The organism is Autumnicola musiva, assembly GCF_031846585.1.
Taxonomy (GTDB): Bacteria; Bacteroidota; Bacteroidia; order Flavobacteriales; family Flavobacteriaceae; genus Autumnicola; species Autumnicola musiva.
In genome coordinates, this window is sequence record NZ_JAVRHK010000015.1 from 24,847 (window position 1) to 43,153 (window position 18,307).

Annotated in this window: 20 protein-coding genes; 8 read left to right on the forward strand and 12 right to left on the reverse strand. The window is 36.5% G+C overall.

Annotation, left to right across the window (positions count from 1 at the left end; genetic code table 11):
• Positions 1-67 precede the first annotated feature (67 nt).
• Positions 68-778, reverse strand: coding sequence for a LytR/AlgR family response regulator transcription factor (locus tag RM539_RS15860; RefSeq protein WP_311504396.1), 711 nt, complete (start codon positions 776-778; stop codon positions 68-70).
• Between the two features lie 182 nt (positions 779-960).
• Here RM539_RS15860 and rpsF point away from each other — a divergent pair, with 182 nt between their 5' ends.
• From rpsF to RM539_RS15880, 4 genes are all read left to right on the forward strand, one after another.
• A complete protein-coding gene (rpsF, locus tag RM539_RS15865; protein ID WP_311504397.1) occupies positions 961-1,299 on the forward strand; it encodes a 30S ribosomal protein S6 in 339 nt (112 codons plus the stop codon).
• Positions 1,300-1,301: 2 nt separating this feature from the next.
• Complete coding sequence (rpsR, locus tag RM539_RS15870; protein ID WP_311484368.1) at positions 1,302-1,601, forward strand: 30S ribosomal protein S18; 300 nt, start codon at positions 1,302-1,304, stop codon at positions 1,599-1,601.
• 13 nt (positions 1,602-1,614) lie between these two features.
• Positions 1,615-2,064, forward strand: coding sequence for a 50S ribosomal protein L9 (rplI, locus tag RM539_RS15875; protein WP_311504398.1), 450 nt, complete (start codon positions 1,615-1,617; stop codon positions 2,062-2,064).
• 69 nt (positions 2,065-2,133) lie between these two features.
• On the forward strand, positions 2,134-2,607 hold the full coding sequence (locus RM539_RS15880) for a DUF6495 family protein (RefSeq protein ID WP_311504399.1): 474 nt from the start codon (positions 2,134-2,136) through the stop codon (positions 2,605-2,607).
• 129 nt (positions 2,608-2,736) lie between these two features.
• On the opposite strand, the gene RM539_RS15885 is transcribed toward RM539_RS15880, so the two are convergent.
• Positions 2,737-3,984, reverse strand: coding sequence for an ABC transporter permease (locus tag RM539_RS15885; RefSeq protein ID WP_311504400.1), 1,248 nt, complete (start codon positions 3,982-3,984; stop codon positions 2,737-2,739).
• Positions 3,985-4,146: 162 nt separating this feature from the next.
• On the opposite strand from RM539_RS15885, the gene hisS reads away from it, so the two are divergent.
• Positions 4,147-5,517 carry a histidine--tRNA ligase gene (gene hisS / locus RM539_RS15890; RefSeq protein ID WP_311504401.1) on the forward strand — a complete coding sequence of 457 codons (1,371 nt, stop codon included), beginning with the start codon at positions 4,147-4,149 and terminating at the stop codon, positions 5,515-5,517.
• Between the two features lie 16 nt (positions 5,518-5,533).
• Here the strand turns inward: hisS and RM539_RS15895 are convergent, their stop codons facing one another.
• On the reverse strand, positions 5,534-6,502 hold the full coding sequence (locus tag RM539_RS15895) for an aldo/keto reductase (protein WP_311504402.1): 969 nt from the start codon (positions 6,500-6,502) through the stop codon (positions 5,534-5,536).
• Positions 6,503-6,671: 169 nt separating this feature from the next.
• Here RM539_RS15895 and RM539_RS15900 point away from each other — a divergent pair, with 169 nt between their 5' ends.
• Positions 6,672-7,241, forward strand: a complete 570-nt coding sequence (locus tag RM539_RS15900) for a hypothetical protein (RefSeq protein WP_311504403.1) — start codon at positions 6,672-6,674, stop codon at positions 7,239-7,241.
• A 133-nt stretch (positions 7,242-7,374) separates the two neighbouring features.
• Here RM539_RS15900 and RM539_RS15905 read toward each other — a convergent pair whose 3' ends face one another.
• The 8 genes from RM539_RS15905 to RM539_RS15940 all read right to left on the reverse strand — a co-directional run bounded on the left by RM539_RS15905 (position 7,375) and on the right by RM539_RS15940 (position 13,722).
• Positions 7,375-7,776 (reverse strand): GlcG/HbpS family heme-binding protein, encoded by a 402-nt coding sequence (locus RM539_RS15905; protein ID WP_311504404.1) that lies wholly within the window; start codon positions 7,774-7,776, stop codon positions 7,375-7,377.
• A gap of 88 nt (positions 7,777-7,864) precedes the next feature.
• The gene (locus tag RM539_RS15910) at positions 7,865-8,719 is read right to left on the reverse strand and encodes a pirin family protein (protein ID WP_311504405.1); all 855 of its coding nucleotides are present in this window, start codon (positions 8,717-8,719) and stop codon (positions 7,865-7,867) included.
• A 2-nt stretch (positions 8,720-8,721) separates the two neighbouring features.
• Entirely contained in the window at positions 8,722-9,462 is a 741-nt protein-coding gene (locus RM539_RS15915; RefSeq protein ID WP_311504406.1) for an NYN domain-containing protein, read from the reverse strand.
• 90 nt (positions 9,463-9,552) lie between these two features.
• Positions 9,553-10,707 (reverse strand): baeRF7 domain-containing protein, encoded by a 1,155-nt coding sequence (locus RM539_RS15920; protein ID WP_311504407.1) that lies wholly within the window; start codon positions 10,705-10,707, stop codon positions 9,553-9,555.
• Between the two features lie 198 nt (positions 10,708-10,905).
• On the reverse strand, positions 10,906-11,727 hold the full coding sequence (locus RM539_RS15925) for a DUF1853 family protein (protein ID WP_311504408.1): 822 nt from the start codon (positions 11,725-11,727) through the stop codon (positions 10,906-10,908).
• A 12-nt stretch (positions 11,728-11,739) separates the two neighbouring features.
• Entirely contained in the window at positions 11,740-12,552 is an 813-nt protein-coding gene (locus RM539_RS15930) for an SUMF1/EgtB/PvdO family nonheme iron enzyme (protein ID WP_311504409.1), read from the reverse strand.
• Positions 12,553-12,868: 316 nt separating this feature from the next.
• Positions 12,869-13,330 carry a DUF6265 family protein gene (locus RM539_RS15935; RefSeq protein ID WP_311504410.1) on the reverse strand — a complete coding sequence of 154 codons (462 nt, stop codon included), beginning with the start codon at positions 13,328-13,330 and terminating at the stop codon, positions 12,869-12,871.
• On the reverse strand, positions 13,327-13,722 hold the full coding sequence (locus RM539_RS15940; RefSeq protein WP_311504411.1) for a hypothetical protein: 396 nt from the start codon (positions 13,720-13,722) through the stop codon (positions 13,327-13,329). Before RM539_RS15940 ends, RM539_RS15935 begins: the two co-directional genes overlap by 4 nt.
• Before the next feature lie 236 nt (positions 13,723-13,958).
• On the opposite strand from RM539_RS15940, the gene truA reads away from it, so the two are divergent.
• Positions 13,959-14,762 (forward strand): tRNA pseudouridine(38-40) synthase TruA, encoded by an 804-nt coding sequence (gene truA / locus RM539_RS15945; RefSeq protein WP_311504412.1) that lies wholly within the window; start codon positions 13,959-13,961, stop codon positions 14,760-14,762.
• Between the two features lie 184 nt (positions 14,763-14,946).
• On the opposite strand, the gene recQ is transcribed toward truA, so the two are convergent.
• Positions 14,947-17,049, reverse strand: a complete 2,103-nt coding sequence (recQ, locus tag RM539_RS15950) for a DNA helicase RecQ (RefSeq protein WP_311504413.1) — start codon at positions 17,047-17,049, stop codon at positions 14,947-14,949.
• A 148-nt stretch (positions 17,050-17,197) separates the two neighbouring features.
• On the opposite strand from recQ, the gene corA reads away from it, so the two are divergent.
• Positions 17,198-18,280: a magnesium/cobalt transporter CorA gene (corA, locus tag RM539_RS15955; RefSeq protein ID WP_311504414.1), complete on the forward strand. Its 1,083-nt coding sequence runs from the start codon at positions 17,198-17,200 to the stop codon at positions 18,278-18,280.
• The last annotated feature ends 27 nt before the right edge of the window (positions 18,281-18,307 follow it).

Sequence of the window (18,307 nt, forward strand, 5' to 3'; positions counted from 1 at the left end):
ATTTTCACAGGAAAAAATCTGAAAATTGTTCAGCTTGATAAAATTAAAAATTCTAAAGCTTTCTTAATTACTGAATAGCGCTTAAGGCTTCCACAAGATCGTTTTTCTTGTGCCGGCTAAGCGGAAGTTTTTCTTTATCTATTTCTATATTCTTACTGTTGTACCGCTCTATCTTATCCAGGTTGACAATATAAGATTTATGAATGCGAAGAAACCGGTCGCTGGGCAGTTGTTTTTCAAAAGATTTCATGGTAGCAAGAACCACAAAATTATCCTTTTCAGTAATAAACTTTACATAATCGCCAAGGGCCTGAATGTATTTGAGTTTGCTCAAAAATACCTTCCGGTTTTTGAGGTTGCTTTTCACAAAAATAAAATCTTCATCTTCGGGAGCTGAAGATTGCTGTTTAAGTTTATAAAGATTAATAGCTTTGTTTACGGCATTATTAAAACGCTCTTTATTCACAGGTTTGTGAATATAATCCACTGCATCATAATCAAAAGCCTTAAAGGCATACTTGGTTTTTCCGGTAACAAATATAATCTGTGGTTTGTTGGGAAGATCATCAAGAAGCTCAAATCCTGACAGTATTGGCATTTCAATGTCTAGAAATATTAAATCGGTTTCGTTATCCAGCAGACCATTCTTGGTTTCGATGGCGTTGTTGTACTCTGCCACCAACTTTAAATTTGGATGATCTTTAATTAGTTTAACGATAGATAATCGCTGCAAACTCGAATCATCTACAACAGCACATTTGAGTAGTATTTCTTCCACGTTAGATTAGATAGGATAGGTTAAGCATAACAATATTAAACAATATTAAACAATATATTTGTGACTTACAAGATAAACTTAACTTTCACCGATTAAAGAAGAATCTTGTCCTTCAGCTTCAGGCTTTGAAAATATAAAAATTAATTCTATTTTTGCAGCCAATTTAATTTAAACGAATTTTTATGAATCATTATGAAACTGTTTTCATCTTGAATCCCGTTTTATCTGATGAACAGATAAAGGAAACAGTTAAGAAATACGAAGAATTTCTTGTTTCTAAAGGTGCCAAGATGATATCCAAGGAAGATTGGGGGCTTAAAAAGCTGGCTTACCCAATTCAACACAAAAAAAGTGGATTTTACCACTTGTTTGAATACACAGCTCCGGGTGAGACTATTGAGCCTTTGGAACTGGCATTTAGAAGAGACGAGCGAATGATGCGTTATTTAACTGTGAGGTTAGATAAGCATGCTATTGCTTGGGCTGAGAAAAGAAGAAAAAGAATCCAGGAAAAAGCGTAAGTATGGCTACATCTATTGAACAACAAGCAAAAGGAAAAAAAGACGGAGAGATTAGATATCTTACTCCTCTTAATATAGAGACTACCAAGGCAAAGAAATACTGCCGTTTCAAAAGATCAGGTATAAAATATATTGATTATAAGGATCCTGATTTTCTTATGGGACTGGTAAACGACCAGGGAAAATTATTGCCTCGTCGATTAACAGGTACCTCTCTAAAATATCAGAGAAAAGTGGCTGTTGCGGTAAAACGTGCCCGTCATTTAGCGTTAATGCCATATGTTGGTGATTTATTAAAATAAAATTTAGGCAATTATGGAATTGATACTAAAGAAGGACGTAGATAATTTAGGTTTTAAAGATGATGTGGTAAACGTTAAAAATGGTTACGGCAGAAATTTCCTGATTCCTCAGGGTTATGCTGAACTGGCCACTTCGTCAACTAAAAAAGTGTTGGCTGAAACTTTGAAGCAACGTGCCTATAAAGAGCAAAAGAATATAGACGAAGCCAAAAAACAGGCTGCAAAATTAAATGATATAGAGATTAAGCTTACTGCAAAATCAGGAGCCGGAGATAAATTATTCGGTTCTAAGACAGATGCAGATTTAGCTGAAGCACTTTCCAAAGAAGGTGTTCAAATAGATAAAAAATATATCAGTATCGCCGGTGGAAACATTAAACGTTTAGGGCAGTATGATGCAACTTTACGTTTTCATCGTGAAGTAGTTTCAAATTTTACCTTTGAGGTGGTAGGCGAAGCTTAATTTATTCCTATTTTTATAATAAAGCCTGCTCATAACTGAGTAGGCTTTTCTATTTAAGAATTTTACTTTATGAAGTATAGCAGATTAACTAAAGAGCAATTTGAGGAAATGCACCAGGAATTTATAAATTTTCTTGCAACGCAATCTATTACTGCCGAAGAGTGGAAAGAAATAAAACAAACCAAACCTGAAGTTGCCGAAAAGGAACTGGATGTTTTTAGTGATCTTATTTGGGAAGGGGTGCTTAATAAAGTTGAATACCTGGAGCATTTTTCACCAAACCAAATGTTCCTGTTTCACATTACCGCCGCTACCATAAATCTTATAGCTGTAAAGGTAGAAAGCCAGGACATTGATATTACTTCCAAAGCAGGTTATAACTGGTTGCGCAATAATCTTATGGACGACGCTGTTACCATATTTACTTCAACAAAAGCTATGAGTGATGACAGGAATAAAGATATTTTTGCTCTAATCCGGCAGGGGGCAAATATTACAAAAGGAGAATTATATCAATATTTTCAGGAAGTGGTGCAGGAGTAGGTAATTTGGAAATTTTATTAATATATTAATGTACCAATACATTAATATTACAATGAACTATTGAAGAGTTTATTCTCCCATTGTCACATTTACATTCCCAAATTTCAAATTGATTCCTTTTCAAATTAATTATTCGTAGCGTAGCGATTCAATAGGATCCTGTTTAGCGGCTTTAAATGCGGGAAAACTTCCTGCAAGAATAGCTACAACAATGGTAATGGCAGTTGCCCATAAAATAGCCACCCAGGGAGTGGTAAAATCAAAATCGGCAAATTTGGCAACTCCATAGCCAATTAATATTCCAAGCAAAATGCCCAATACACCTCCCAATTGACCAATAAGTAGGGTTTCAATAAAAAACTGTCCTGCTATTGTTCCTTTTTTCGCACCCAGTGCTTTGCGAACCCCAATTTCCCGAGTTCTTTCGGTAACACTTACCAGCATAATGTTCATCAGGGCGATAGAAGAACCAAAAATGGTGATAATTGAAATAATCCATGCTGCGATATTTAAATATTCAGTAATGGATAAGATGCGGTTAATAAGGTCATCGCTGCGTTGAATTCCAAAATTGTTTTCTTCCACAGGATTCAAACCCCGTATATTTCTGAAGGTAATAATGGCTTCATCCTGTGCGCCTTCAAGATAATTTTTGTCATCAACTTTTACGCTTAAATTATAATTTATCCTGGGTTGTGTAAAAATAGACCGTGCCTGTTGTATGGGAATAATTACACGTAAATCCTGATTATTTCCAAAGGTAGATCCTTCAGATTCCAGTACCCCAATAACTTTAAATTTGGCACCGCGGATACTTATGGTTCTGTCCACTGGGTTTTGTCCGCGAAATAAACCTTCAGCATCAGCAAAGTCGGAGCCCAGGATAGCAACGTTGTTATTATTCTGAATATCGAAAATATTAAAATCCCTGCCTTCTTCAATTTCCAGTCCCGAATTAGATAGATAATTTTGATTCGCGCCAATTACGGCAACTTCAGGGTCAGTTTTTTCATTTTCGAACTTAACTTCCGCACTGCTCGTTCCGGTAAAAGAAATTGCAGTTTGTGTATATGGAAAGCTATAATTTTGTTCAAATTCTTTTACTTCCCTGAAAGATATAACCGGATTTATTTTCTCTCTTTCTCCGCCACCGCTCCGTTGGAATGTGAGATCGTACTGTTGTATATTAAAAGTATTCGCGCCCATGGAGGCAAAATTATTGCCAATGGTATTCTCAAGTGCCGCCACGGCGCTTAAAATTCCAACTAATGCCGTAATACCAATTGCTATAATTAGCACAGTTAAGATGGTTCTAAGAGACTGACTTCTAATAGATGTCAGTGCAATTCTAAGGTTTTCTTTTAGCAATGAAAACATAAAAAGTATTTACAGGCTCATAAATTAGACTCACAAATGAACGTTATGTTACTTAAAAAGTAAAATTTGTTTATGTTCGGTCAAAATTAAGATATTTGCACTTCCAAAGAAGAACAGCATTTAAATATATAAAAATTCCGGCACTGGCCGTTACGTTTAACTATGGCACAAAAACCTTCTATTCCTAAAGGAACGAGAGATTTTTCACCGGCAGAGGTGGCAAAAAGAAATTTCATTTTCGGCAAAATCCAGGAACAATTTAAAATTTTTGGTTTTCAACCCATAGAAACCCCCAGTTTTGAAAATTCTGATACCCTGATGGGAAAATATGGGGAAGAAGGAGACCGCCTTATCTTTAAGATTTTAAATTCTGGCGATTTTTTACGAAAGGCAGATGCGAAAGCTTATGAGGAAAAGGATAGTTTAAAAATTACTTCTTCCATAAGTGAAAAAGCTTTGCGTTATGATCTAACAGTACCTTTTGCCAGATATGTGGTTCAACACCAAAATGAAACGGAATTCCCATTTAAAAGATACCAGATTCAACCGGTGTGGCGTGCAGACCGGCCACAAAAAGGAAGGTTCAGGGAATTTTATCAGTGTGATGCAGATGTGGTTGGGAGTGACAGCCTTTGGCAGGAAGTGGAATTTGTGCAGCTTTATGATGCAGTGTTCACTGCTTTAAAACTGGACGGGGTAACTATTAAAATCAATAACAGGAAAATCCTTTCCGGTTTTGCTGAAGTTATTGGTGAACAGGATAAAATAATAGATTTTACGGTTGCTCTTGATAAGCTGGATAAAATAGGAGAGGAGGGAGTTAAAAAAGAAATGCTTGAAAAAGGTATTTCTGAAGAAGCGATTGAAAAAATCAAGCCTATTTTTAACCTACAGGGGAGTTTTATGGAAAAAATAAAAAGCCTGAAGCAAATTCTTCAAAATTCTGAAACTGGTCAAAAAGGTATTCAGGAGCTGGAATTTATCCAGAATGTTATTGCTGAAATGCCTCTTCAAACCGCTAAATTAGATTTAGATGTCACGCTTGCCAGAGGTTTAAATTATTATACCGGAGCTATTTTTGAAGTTTCGGCTCCCGAAAATATTAAAATGGGTTCTATAGGCGGCGGTGGCCGGTACGATGATCTTACTGGCATCTTCGGTTTAAAGAATATGAGCGGAGTAGGTATTTCTTTCGGTTTGGACAGAATTTTTCTTGTACTGGAAGAATTGAAATTATTCCCCACAACGGTTACGGAAAATACGAAGGTACTTTTTATCAACTTTGGTGAAAAAGAAGCCTTATATGCCCTTAAGGCGATACAAAAACTCCGCGGTAATAAGATCACCGCAGAGTTATATCCTGAAAGTGCCAAGATGAAGAAACAAATGAATCACGCCAATAAGCGGGAAATTCCATTTGTTGTTCTTGCAGGTGAAGAAGAGATAAAGCAGCAGCAATTCACTTTAAAAAACATGAAGTCTGGTGAACAGCTACAGGTAAGTTCAAATGAGTTACTGCAAAATCTCAGTTAAACCTTAGGCTTTACTGTTACAATAAATCTTCTCTCCAGGCACTCGCTTCATTAAGACGCTTCATTTGCTCTGTGGTAAGGTCAATGTCTATGGCCTCAAAAAATGATTTCAAATGAGAGATTTTTGTAGCGCTGGCAATAGGAGCGGTAATCCCCGGGCGCTGCATGATCCACGCTAGAGAAACAGCCGCTTCAGAAACCATATGCTCATTGGAAACTTCCCAAATGGCGTCTAAGACCCTTTTGCCGCCTTCATTAAAATAATCTTTAAGGAACATTTCCCTGCTGGAGCCTTCAACATCTTCAATTTTTTGATATTTTCCGGTTAAGAAACCACTGGCCAGAGAGAAATAACTTAAAACAGATAAATGGTTTTTATCACAGATCTCCCTTATATTTTCTTCAAATTTTCTCCTTGCCATCAAACTGTACTCAGGTTGAAATACTTCATATTTTGGCAAATTTTCTTTTTTGGCGGCATCAAGGGAAGCCTGTAATCTTTCGGGAGACAAATTTGATGCTCCGATGTATCTTACTTTACCGGCATCAATTAATTTTTGATAAGTTGAAAGTGTTTCTTCCACAGGAGTTTTATCATCGTCCCAATGCGTATAATAGAGGTCTATGTAATCTGTTTGCAGCCGCTTTAAAGAATCTTCTGAGGCTTTTATAATATGCTTACGGGAAATATCTTTATCACCGCCCTGCTGCATACTCGAACCTACTTTTGTGGCCAGGTTAATTTTATCACGTACTCCACGATCTTTCATCCATTTACCAATAATTTTTTCCGATTCCCCTCCATTATTTCCCGGTGCCCATCGGGAATAAACATCTGCCGTGTCTATTGTGGTAAAGCCTTTTTCCAGCAGCTCATCCAGAATTTTAAATGATTTTTTTTCATCAAGAGTCCATCCAAAAACATTACCTCCAAATACGATAGGGGCAGTTTCGAGAGAAGTATTTCCTAATTTTATAGATTTCATAAAGCTAACTTTTTACTGAAAATACGGATAGTCCTGTCCACAACAAATCTCTGAATTGAAATTAGGATTTATTTAACCTGCTGCAGGGGATTTCATTCGATTCTTGACATTCCTTTGTAATATTTCTTTTCGCTTTTTCTTATCTTGAAATAAACAAAAACCCTAAACTATGAGAACTGATGTAATTGCCATATTACTCCTGGCTTTGCCTTTAGGAATGATGGCACAAGTTACCAATACTGCTGAAAAATTTAAAGTTACCCCCGATGGTTTCACGCAATCTGTTATAAGAGATTATCCTGAAAAACCTGATGATGACTTGTATCAATCGGTTATTATGTGGGCCAAATTTACCATAGATAATTATGAATCGGCTATTACACGGGATATTGCTAATCAATATCTGGAATTCCGCATGTTTGTTCCGCAGGGAATCGTACTAAAGGATGATGGCGATGTATATGAGTGGGATGTAATGATGGACGTAAGTTTTAGATTTAAAGATGAAAAGATAAGATTTGATGTGGGCCTGGTTGAAGTAAGCAGTCCTGAGGCTCCTACTTTTGCTTTTGTAGGACCGCCGAATAAATGGTCCTTCTTTGATGACGATGGGGAAACCCGGGAGTTTAACAGAAAAAGTCAGGAACAAATTAATAGCATTGCCAATAATGTTATCAGGTCTGTTTCGGCTTATGTAAATCGAGATGCAGAGATTCCGGAAGAGGAGAATGCCAATTAACTTTTATTACAAACGGGATCAATATTCTTCCATTTTCTCTGATTCCCAACTCACAACATTTCAATTAAAAAAATCCCTGAACTTCTTATTAGAAAGAGAAAGTCCAGGGATTTTAATATGTTATAGTTTTATTCTATTTAACTGCATTCACTCCAAATGAAGCGACCTCATGATCTTGTTCTACCTGTCCTCCGGAGACTCCTATAGCTCCAATAATTTTTCCTTCAACATCTTTGATCGGGATGCCCCCGGGAAAAGTAATCAGGCCGTCGTTTGAATGTTCAATACCATAAAGTGCATTTCCCGGTTGAGAAAGCTTTCCTATTTCCCCGGTCTCCATATCAAAATAACGTGCAGTTTCGGCTTTTTTTATAGCAATATCCACAGAGCCCAGCCAGGCGCCATCCATTCTGGCAAAAGCTTTCAAATTGGCTCCTGAATCTACAATTGCAATATTCATGGGAACATTTATTTCCCGTGCTTTTTGTTCTGCAGCTTTAATTGCTGCCTGTGCCTGTTCTAAAGTAATATCCATAAATTCATTATTTTTATTATAATTTACTAAAAACAGGAGAAAGGGCAGACCGGTTTAAGACTATTATAACGTTGTACACCAGTAAATTCTATTCATTCCATTCACCCATTTTTCCTGCCTGGAAATCACTGTACGCCTGGTCAATTTCATCTAAGCTGTTCATTACAAATGGACCACGGGCTATAACCGGTTCATCAAAAGGTTGGGCATGTCCAAATAATAATGTGCTACCGGCTTTTGCATTAATCTGGAGTTGTTCATCATCATTATTAAATTCTACAAGATTAAGTGCTTTAACCTGGTTTTCATTAACATCAAATTCTCCATTAATTACATAGAAAAATATATTATGCTCTATTGGGACAGAAAGTTCTAATTTTGCTTCTTTCTCAAATTTTAGAGTAGCAAGGTTTATATTGGTAAAAGTGTCAAAAGCCCCGGCTACCTCTTTAAGTTTTCCTGAAACTACCTGCCCTGTTATCTTTCCGTCATCCAAAGAAATAGTAGGAATCTGATCTTTTTGAAAGCCAAGGTACTGCGGCTTTGTCATTTTGTACTTTGCCGGAAGGTTCAGCCATAATTGTAAAATTTCAAGATCGCCGCCTTCTTTTTTAAATTCCTCAGAAGAGACTTCCGCATGAATAAGCCCGCTACCGGCGGTCATCCATTGAACGCCTCCACTTTCAATTACGCTTTTATGTCCACCTGAGTCTTTATGAGCTATGTCCCCCTCAAGAATAAATGTAACAGTTTCCATTCCCCTATGCGGGTGCGGACCAAATGGTAAACCATTATTATTGGGCGGATACTTTTGAGGCCCATGATGATTGAGAAATAAGAATGGATCAATCATTTGAATACTGCCGGTAGGCATGGGAGAATATGTAATTAAATCGGCAATTGGCCTATATTCTGCTTTATGAACTTTTTTAATACTTCTCATCTTTAATTCTGTTTGTTCCTAACGTAAATAAGTTTAAACCTGGAATTTTGATTTTCCCGGGATTCTACTTCAAATTTATTTATGGAGCCTATCATGGGAGTGAGTTTTTGGAACCCATAATTCCTGGAATCAAAATTTGGCTGTTTTTTTTGAAGCAAACTTCCAACATCACCAAGAAACGCCCACCCGTCTTCATCGGCAATATCAGAAATGGTAGTGGAAAGCAGGCGTATAACTTTTGGAGTAATTTTATCAACACTGCTCTTTTTACCAGATTTTTCTTTGCTCGTTTCCTGTTCGCTTTCTTTGTCTTTATTCTTCAGGATTTCAATATATATAAAACGATCACAAGCAACTATAAAAGGCTCGGGAGTTTTCTTTTCTCCTATTCCAATAACTTTTTTTCCCGCTTCACGCAATCTTGTGGCCAGCCTCGTAAAATCACTATCACTGGATACCAGGCAAAAGCCGTCTACTTTATTGGAATATAAAATATCCATGGCATCTATAATCATAGCCGAATCTGTAGCGTTTTTGCCCTGCGTGTAGCCATATTGCTGAATGGGATTAATAGCGTTTTCAAGAAGAACGGCTTTCCATTTTGCAAGATGTGGTTTTGTCCAGTCCCCGTAAATTCTTTTAATGGTTGGATTCCCAAATTTGGCAATTTCCTCCATCATTTCCTTAATGTATGCTGAAGGAATATTGTCCCCGTCTATTAATACAGCAAGATTTATTTCCATTTAATTTATTAATTTTCCCTGTAAAGATAACCTTTTGACTACAAAAGGCGGCCGGAGCCGCCTTCTTTCATGATATAATATTAGGAGCAATTAGCTGTACCTGTAAATTGCGTTAAGCTTAGATTCCTTTTCAGGCATAAATGCGCTTTCAATAAGAAATACCGATCCGCCGTTTTCAATAACCTTGGCCGCAGTCAGGTTCATGAGAGAATAGGTATTATCTGACTGCTCGGTGGAAGTCTCCACCTTTCTGTTTTTTTCATCATATTTACCCCATACTTCAGCCCTGTTTTCAAGAAAAAGTGTATCAATTTTTCCCTCATAGGCCGCGGGAATAATATCATGAATTTCAGTCGAGGTTTTTTCCGGATTAAGCTCTTTAAAATTATTTAGTTTATCTCTTTTTTCTTTCTCCAGATGAGGTTCCATTACCTTTAATGCTTTATCGTGTAGCCCGAACATATCAGTATCGGAAGGATTTCCGGGAACCACCTGATCAAACAGGTTATTATAGGAGTTTGCTTCTTTATATATTGGAAAAAGATAATCCTGGCAGGCTACCACTAACGGTACATTTTCATCATTTAATACTTGATGCAATCCTTTATCTACGGCTCTGAAAAAACGTAAAATCTCGTTTTTTTCATCCCTGTTAGCGGCATCATAACCGTGGGTGGTGGATTGTCCCGAAAGATTATGCTGCGTTTTGTGTTTACTGTGTTTTTCTTCATAATCATAACCAACCCGATCTTCAAGCTGTTCAGGAGTAAGATCTTCAATATAAACAGATCCAATACTATGCTTAGTAGCTTCATAAAATTTGACATTGTCCTGCTGAATGGCAAGCAAATAAAATCTTCCTTCATCTTTTAAAACAGGAACTAAAGGCCTCACATAAAATTCGCCTGAAATATAAGTATAAGCCTCAAAATTTACGGGCAGAGTGAATTTGCTGAAAAAACCATCGGCAGCAAAAATTGCAAGTCCGTCAGATTGGTGCCTCCAGAATTCCGGATCTTCCAGTAAATCTACAATAGGCTTCCCTATACTTTTAATTTTTTCTTCAGAAATACCTTTTTTTTCCAGTTTTCGTTTGGCTTCATCCCAGGAGGATTTCAGGTGTTTTTTATCTTTTTGTTCAAGTACTTCTTTCCCTGCTCTTTGAGTGGGAATAAAAATAGAAACGCAAACGTCTCCTTTATGTTCTGCTATTTTTTGAAATTCTTCCTGACTTATCAATGACATATGTTTAGTTTTTTGGTTAAAAAAGAGCCTGAAAAATACAATTTTCACGCCCTCCTTTTATTAAATTTCTGGTTATTTCAAGATAAGCCGATTTGCAGCAATTTCAAAGGTTGTAAGCCTGATGTAGTGCTAAATCTTTCTTAATTATTGTTTATTTTTTGATAAGGATTAAACATAACTAAAATTAATTGTCTGTGGTTACCACCAAACTACAAAGAAACGTTCATATTCCTCTTTATTTTTTTTCATCCAGATAAGAGGAGCCCTTTTTTTCTTCAGAAAAAAATTAATTTGAGTTCTGATTTCAGAAAAAGAAAACCAGATGTTATTGTACCGTGGATTTAAAGGCCAGTTTTGTTTTTTCGGACTATAGAAAAGAGCATGTTTATATTCTTCAGCCTGAAAATCCTCATTAGAAATCCAGTATCCACAAATACACTCTTTATTAACTAAAGAAATACTTTGGCGGCTCCATTTCTTCGGAAGAAAAAGATTCGCCCTGAAACATGCTTCCTGTTCTACGTAATTGGGATCAAGGGGTATGGATTGGAGAAAATCTTTTGTTTCATTCTTAAAGAGGAGGGGGAATTGTTTCTTCCTTAGCTTTTCAATTTTTTGTAGGAGGGAATCTTTTCTGTTCGGGCCTATCCAGCGCTGTAGCTCTTCTTTAAAAGAAGGGTCATAAACATAAAATTTGTACACAAGTTCAACGTGAAGCAATTTTTTATTGCTTAACTGCTTCAGTAAAAAATCTATTTCTCCAATTGTCAGCTTTTCCCGGTTAATCTGGATGTTTGATGCAAGTAGGTCATAATCCCTAGTTTGATTAATAAAATGTTCAAAAAAGCTTTCCATTCTTTTGCCCAATATGGAATGGGGAGAATAGAGATTTTGCAATGCTTCCGGGAGAAGATAGCCTTCCGGAAGTTTAAACTGTTTTATCCCAAAAAGTTCATCTTTTTTCCAAAGTGGGGGAGTAGAAAGAAAACCTTTGAATTGCTGTTGAATATATTCACCCATAAAAAGAAAAACTTAATTTTCAACTTCACAAATGCATCTGAAACCAGTGTAATCATTTTGGGTTTCGTTGCTTATTTTGTTTCTCCAGTTTGCTCCATAAATTTTATTGTTCAAGGTGTATTCTGAAATATTAAATAAAACCATTGAGTCGAATTCTCTTAGCTCTTCTCGTAAATCATTATCATGATTCATTTTTGAATTCATTACTTCTATTCTAGGGGGATGAAGCGTTTCAACGGCTTTTTTTAGTTCACTTATTGCAGGCAGCCTGTAGTTTACCTTAGAAGGAAATTTTTTTCGCTCAGTTGGATTTTTAGCCTTATAAGCATAACTTAGCATTACCATATCTGTTCTCCACAAACAAAAAAATTGAGCCTGGGCTTTTGTAATTTGTATAACAGGGTGATAGTCATAAAAGGGATCATTTATGTAATCCTCGAAATTGAGATCCTCTCCTATTGTAAGCAAAGAATCATTTTTTATTCCTACCCGTTCTTGGACATTTTTTGATAAAAAATTCTTTATCTCACTCCCGTCAAAACCATATTTTGCCATCTTTTGTATAGAATCATGTTTTTCCAAATTCCAATAACGATCTAAACTTTTTAAGAATTCCATAAACATCAAATTTGTTACCGGAGTCTTATCAATATAAAGATTGTCTTCTAATTGGATAGTGCCAGGTGGTGTATTGTGGTTCAGAGATAAATTTGAAGTAGAATCTTTAGTAGTATTTCCCTGTTTAATTGTATTACAGGAAGAAAGTAAAATTGTAATGCAAATAATTTGTAAAATGTCAGTTTTCTTGCTTAGTGGACAACTCATATATTGGTAAAAGTTTAAATTTTAAAACGCTTTATTACATTTTTTTTCATAACAGACTGGCTTAGTTTTTTGTGTTATTAATAGATACTGATATTTAGAATATGTTGCTGATATTAAACCTGTTTGTGAGTGATTATAAGATCATAGCTTTAAATACATTTTACGCATTATGATGAGAAACATTAAATTTTATTCTGAAGATCTGCCATATTATCAAGATAAACCTTAAGCTCAACTATAATCTGATGCGGGGCTTTTTTAAATTTGGAAATTATCTTCTTTATAGCTTGTGAGCCTGGGCCGATGTTTCTAATTATTATCTGCTTTTTATAAAGTAAAATGGAATTTCTGTATCACCGGCGGAAATTGTAGCTGTTAAACGTCCTTCTTTAAAGCTATAAAATATTTTCTTCGGAAATTCATTTAATTTATTTTCAGCAGTAAAGCTATGGGAATTGAAGTTGATAATGGGAAAGACTACAGGGATTTCATTTTCTCCTGAAACTTCGAGGTTCCATTTATCGTTTTTCTGAACAATTCTAAGGTTCTCCTTAAAAATTGTGTCTCCACTATTTAGAGTATAGCCCACACCGGAATATTCCATAGCAGAATTCTTTTTCCAGCTTTCAAATGTTTGGTTTAAGCCTTCATCATTAGTTCTCTGCCAGTTGCCGGATAGCCAATCAAATGATACTGTAGAGATTTCTTGCCCCCTACCTTCTTCCTGTATTCCAAAAGAAAATACCATAAAAATAACGAAATGAAGTAGAGCTCTCAATTTTCCTTTAGTTTAAGGCCACTGGGTACCTTAATTTCCTTAGGTGCTGGTTCATACATATTTAAATAGAGAATGATTGGTTTTTCCAGCCCCTCGTATTTAATTTCATATTTATCCAACATACCACCACCCATTATACCTTTAGGGGTTGCGAACTCGCAACAGCTGCCAAGGCGGGTGTAGCTGATTACTTCACCATTTGGGCCACTAAGGTTGTTAAGGTAATTCTGTTCATATTCAGGGCCATACCTTAAATCGTTACTGCCCACTAAAATGGGATGGGAAGGATTGTAACCTAATTCTTCATTAGTAATTTCGTTTGCTTCAAGCTGCCGGGAAGAACCGCAGGACATTAATAAGCCCAGGCCAAATAACAGGAAAATCTTTTTCATATTTAATATTTAATTTCTGAGCCGGTACAGGGATTCTCCAAGCACATGTTCAGGGTTAAAAATTTTTGTGTAGGGAATTGCTAATCTATAAAATAAATATGATTTTAAACATTAGTGAAACCGGAGCTTTAACAAGATAATTTCTTCTTCTGAAAATATATGGAGGTTCTTATCCTATGCATTAATTTTTCTTTGCCTGTGGAATATCTTATTATATTTGAGAAAAACACTTCAGTTTGCAGCCAAAACGCTATTACTATATAATCAAAATCCAATTTTTGGGCTATCGGCTGCATGGTTGGCAGAAACAGCCAAATTTGAAAACGGTGGAGGGTTTAATTACAAAAACTCTTCGTTGGGCTATGCCCGACAGGAAATTTAAAATTTTAGGCAGCAGCCGTACCGATGCCATGGTTTCTGCGGAAGAATCGGCTTTTGAGTTGTTTCTTGATCATGAGCCATTGGAAGACCTGGATGAATTTTTAAATGTTTTTAATCTGAATTTGCCGCAGGATATCAGGGCTAGTGGAATACAGCAGGTGGATGCAGCATTCAATATTATTCAGCATCCGAAAATAAAAGAATACGCTTACCTGTTTTCATTCGGGGAGAAAAATCATCCCTTTTGTGCACCCATGATGGCTAACTTTGTAACAGATCTGGACATTAAATCCATGAAAACTGCAGCAAAAATGTTTGAAGGGATGCATAATTTCAGGAACTATTGTGTAAGGGTTTCAGAAAAAAGCAAATTTGAAAGAGAAATAATAAAAGCTGAAATTACTGAAAATAACCTTTTTACCGCGAGTTTTTTCCCGGAGCAGAATTACGTATTCCACGTACATGGGGAAGGTTTCCTTCGGCACCAGGTGCGTCTCATGATGGGGGCTTTGGTACAGGTGGGAAAAGGGGAACTAAGTTTGGACCAGATACAGCAAAGTCTTAGCGGTGATCCTGCGTTGCAGATGGACTACATTGCCCCGGCTTCAGGATTAATTTTAAATAAAGTTGGGTTTAAAGATCTTGAAGATAGAGTTTAGAAACCGGAGGTTTAAGCAATGAATGGTTGACCATGGGAAATGGATTGGAGGTTAAAAAGAAGTTAGAAATAAAATTGCCATTTTTTTCAAGGAGAGGGTTTTAAAGTAGGCTTATTTCCATGATTAAATAGGCTTAAGATCTAATTTTCGCCGGCAGAATATTTCCGGTTACTTATTGCTTACCCTATGCTTCTTTCTCCAAAACCTTAAGTGCTATTTTAATATGCTCGTAATTTATTGCTTCCTGAAAATGTTCAAAATAGGCTTTAAGGGAATTGGGGTTTTCAAGTTCTTTTTTTGCTTTTTTTACCGCTTCAAAATCTGAGTTTGGAATCATCTGTAGCAAATCTATGTCTTCACCATCATCATAAAGCTTAATGAGGTGAGAGTAAATAGTGGTAGCGGCAAGTTTCCTTTTCCCGGCGATTTCTTCCACATTAAGACCTTCTTTGTAGAGATCTCCGGTAAGTTGATATGTCTGCCCTTTTTTAGCCGATTTTCGTTCTTTTTTATCTTTATTAAAAGCAATGATCTCTTTAATAAAGCGATATCCGTAATCCTGCATTTTTCGTCTTCCCACTCCATTTATCTGCATAAACTCCTCATCGCTCATCGGGCGTTCTTTTTCCATTTCTTTTAAAGAGGCATCATTGAAAATTAAATACGCTGGAATTTCTTCTTCTTTGGCAATTTCCAGGCGCAGCTGCCGTAATTTTTCAAATAATGAGTTATCATGCTTTCCATAAGTTTCAGTAGATTCTTTCCGAATAGCTTTCCTGTCTGGAACTTCAGCCAAACGTACTTTTTCGCCTTCAAAAAGAACATTTTTAGCAGCTTTTGTTAGCTGAAGGTGATTGTTTTTATGAAAAGCAACTTCAGCATAGCCAATATTGATTAACTGAATGATATACTGTTGCCAGTGGTGCCATGAAATTTCGCCTCCCGCTCCGTATGTGGGCAGGCTCTGGTAGTTTTTGGAAAGTACGGCCTCATTTTGCGAACCTCTTAAAACATCAATAACAGTGGTGACAGGTTCATTTCCTTTTAACCTGAATATACAGGAAAGTGCTTTTTGGGCAATAATGGTACCGTCGAAAAATTTCGGCGGATTTTTACAAATATCACAGTTGCCGCAATCTTCATGTTTTAGCTCTCCAAAATAATTTAGAAGGATTTTCCTGCGGCAGGTTAGTGCTTCAGAATATTGCTTCATACGCTCCAGCTTTGCCAGCTGCACTTCTTCATTGGCTGCATTTGATGCAAATTTCTGCAGTTGTACCACATCTGCATAGCTATGGAACAGCAGCGTATCTGAGGGCAAACCATCCCTTCCCGCACGACCAATTTCCTGGTAATAGCCTTCCATATTTTTTGGCATATTATAATGTATCACCCACCGGATATTGCTTTTATCTATCCCCATTCCAAAGGCGATGGTGGCACAAATAATTTGTTTTTCATCATTAATGAACGCATCCTGAATGGCTGAACGTTCCTCATGGTTAATCCCCGCATGATAAGCTTCAGCTTTAAAACCTTTAGCCTGTAGTTTTGCGGCCAGTTCTTCAGTAGTTTTTCTGCTTAAACAGTAAATAATTCCGCTTTCTTTACGTCGTTTTTGTACAAAACCGGCAATCTGCTCAAAACGTTTTAATCCAGGGCGAACCTCCAGGCTCAGGTTTTTCCGGTCAAATGAGGCTACATGTTTTTTTGCATCCGGAATATTTAGCTGATTGCAAATATCATTTCGTGTAGCTTTATCTGCAGTTGCTGTAAGGGCGATAACAGGAGTGGAAGGGAAGCGGTTTTTAAGATATCCCAGCTGCGTATATGCCGGTCGGAAATCGTGGCCCCAACTGGAAATACAATGCGCTTCATCTATGGCAATAAGGCTTACTTTTCCGGCTGTTAATATCCGGTCTACAAACTGAAGGCTTTCCGGGGCAACGTAAAGCAGTTTTAATTCATTGTTGTCAATTTTTTGAAAAATTGCCTGCTGATCGGCTTCCTGTTGGCTGCTGTTGAGATATGCTGCTGAAACTCCGTTTGCTATAAGTCCGTCAACCTGGTCCTTCATCAATGCGATTAACGGAGAAATTACTAAAGTTATCTGCGGAAGAAGAATTGCAGGAAGCTGATAGCAAATGGATTTTCCCCCTCCTGTTGGCATAATAACCAGATTGTCCTTTCCATTGAAAACAGCATCGATTATTTTCTTCTGAAGAGGACGAAAACTGTCGTACCCAAAATACTCTTTTAATGTACCTAAAAGCTGTGTTTCATCCATAGCCGCAAAGGTAAAATTTGCTGTTGAATCTTTAAGTTTCCGATGATAAAATAGTTCTTACAATACATTTATTTTTATAGTTTTCTAAGGGTTCACGCCTTCTGCAGCGATAATTTATTATTACTTTTATAAAAATCTTCTGATTGAAATGGCAAAATTCAAAAAATACTCATTGAAACGGCCCCGGACTACCAAATCTTTGAACCAGGTTCCCGGAACAGTCACTTATATAGGACACAAAGAGATGAGTGAGGTTCATCTTGAAGTAATAGATTATAACAAGCAGCATTATAACTGGTACGCATCCAAATCTCCCGAAGATGCTTTTAAATTTGAAGAGCCACTTAATATTACCTGGTTCAACATTAACGGGCTTAACAATACGAAAGAAATTGAAAAAATGGGGGAGTATTATGATTTACACCCGCTTATTCTCGAAGATATCGTAAATACAGGCCAGCGCCCTAAAATTGATGAATACCCTGATTATATATTTATTGTTGCCAAAATGCTCTATTATAATGGTGACGGAACTTTGCGCAATGAGCATATAAGCCTGGTGGTGGGAAAAGATTATGTTCTTACTTTTCAGGAAGCTGATGGGGATGTTTTTGATGGAGTTAGAGAGCGGATTTCCAAAGATAAAGGCCGTATAAGAAACAACGGTGCCGATTACCTGATGTTTGCACTTCTGGATGCTATTATTGATAATTATTTTGCAGTGATAGATGATATTAGTGATAAAATTGAAACTTTTGAATCACAACTTTTTATAGATAATTCAGCAGACGATCTGGTACAGGAAATTCAGGAGCTAAAGAGAACTATTTTAAGAATTAGAAGAGCAGTTTTCCCGCTGAGAGAAGTAGTTGGCCGACTTCAAAAAATGGATAATGATATTATTGAAGAACAGACTGTTAATTATATACGCGATCTTTATGACCATATTATCCAAATTTCAGAAAATATTGATATTTACCGGGAAATGATCTGGAGTCTCATGGATATGTACATGACAACCATAAGCAATAAGATGAATGAAGTAATGAAGGTGTTAACAATTATGGCTTCTATTTTTATTCCTCTTACTTTTATTGCAGGTGTCTATGGGATGAATTTTGAGTATATGCCTGAGCTGGAATGGAAGTATGGCTATTTTGCAATTTGGGGGATTATGATAATTGTATTTCTCGGGATGCTTTACTACTTTAAAAGAAAGAAGTGGCTTTAGTTCCCCTTCATATTTAATAAAAAAATT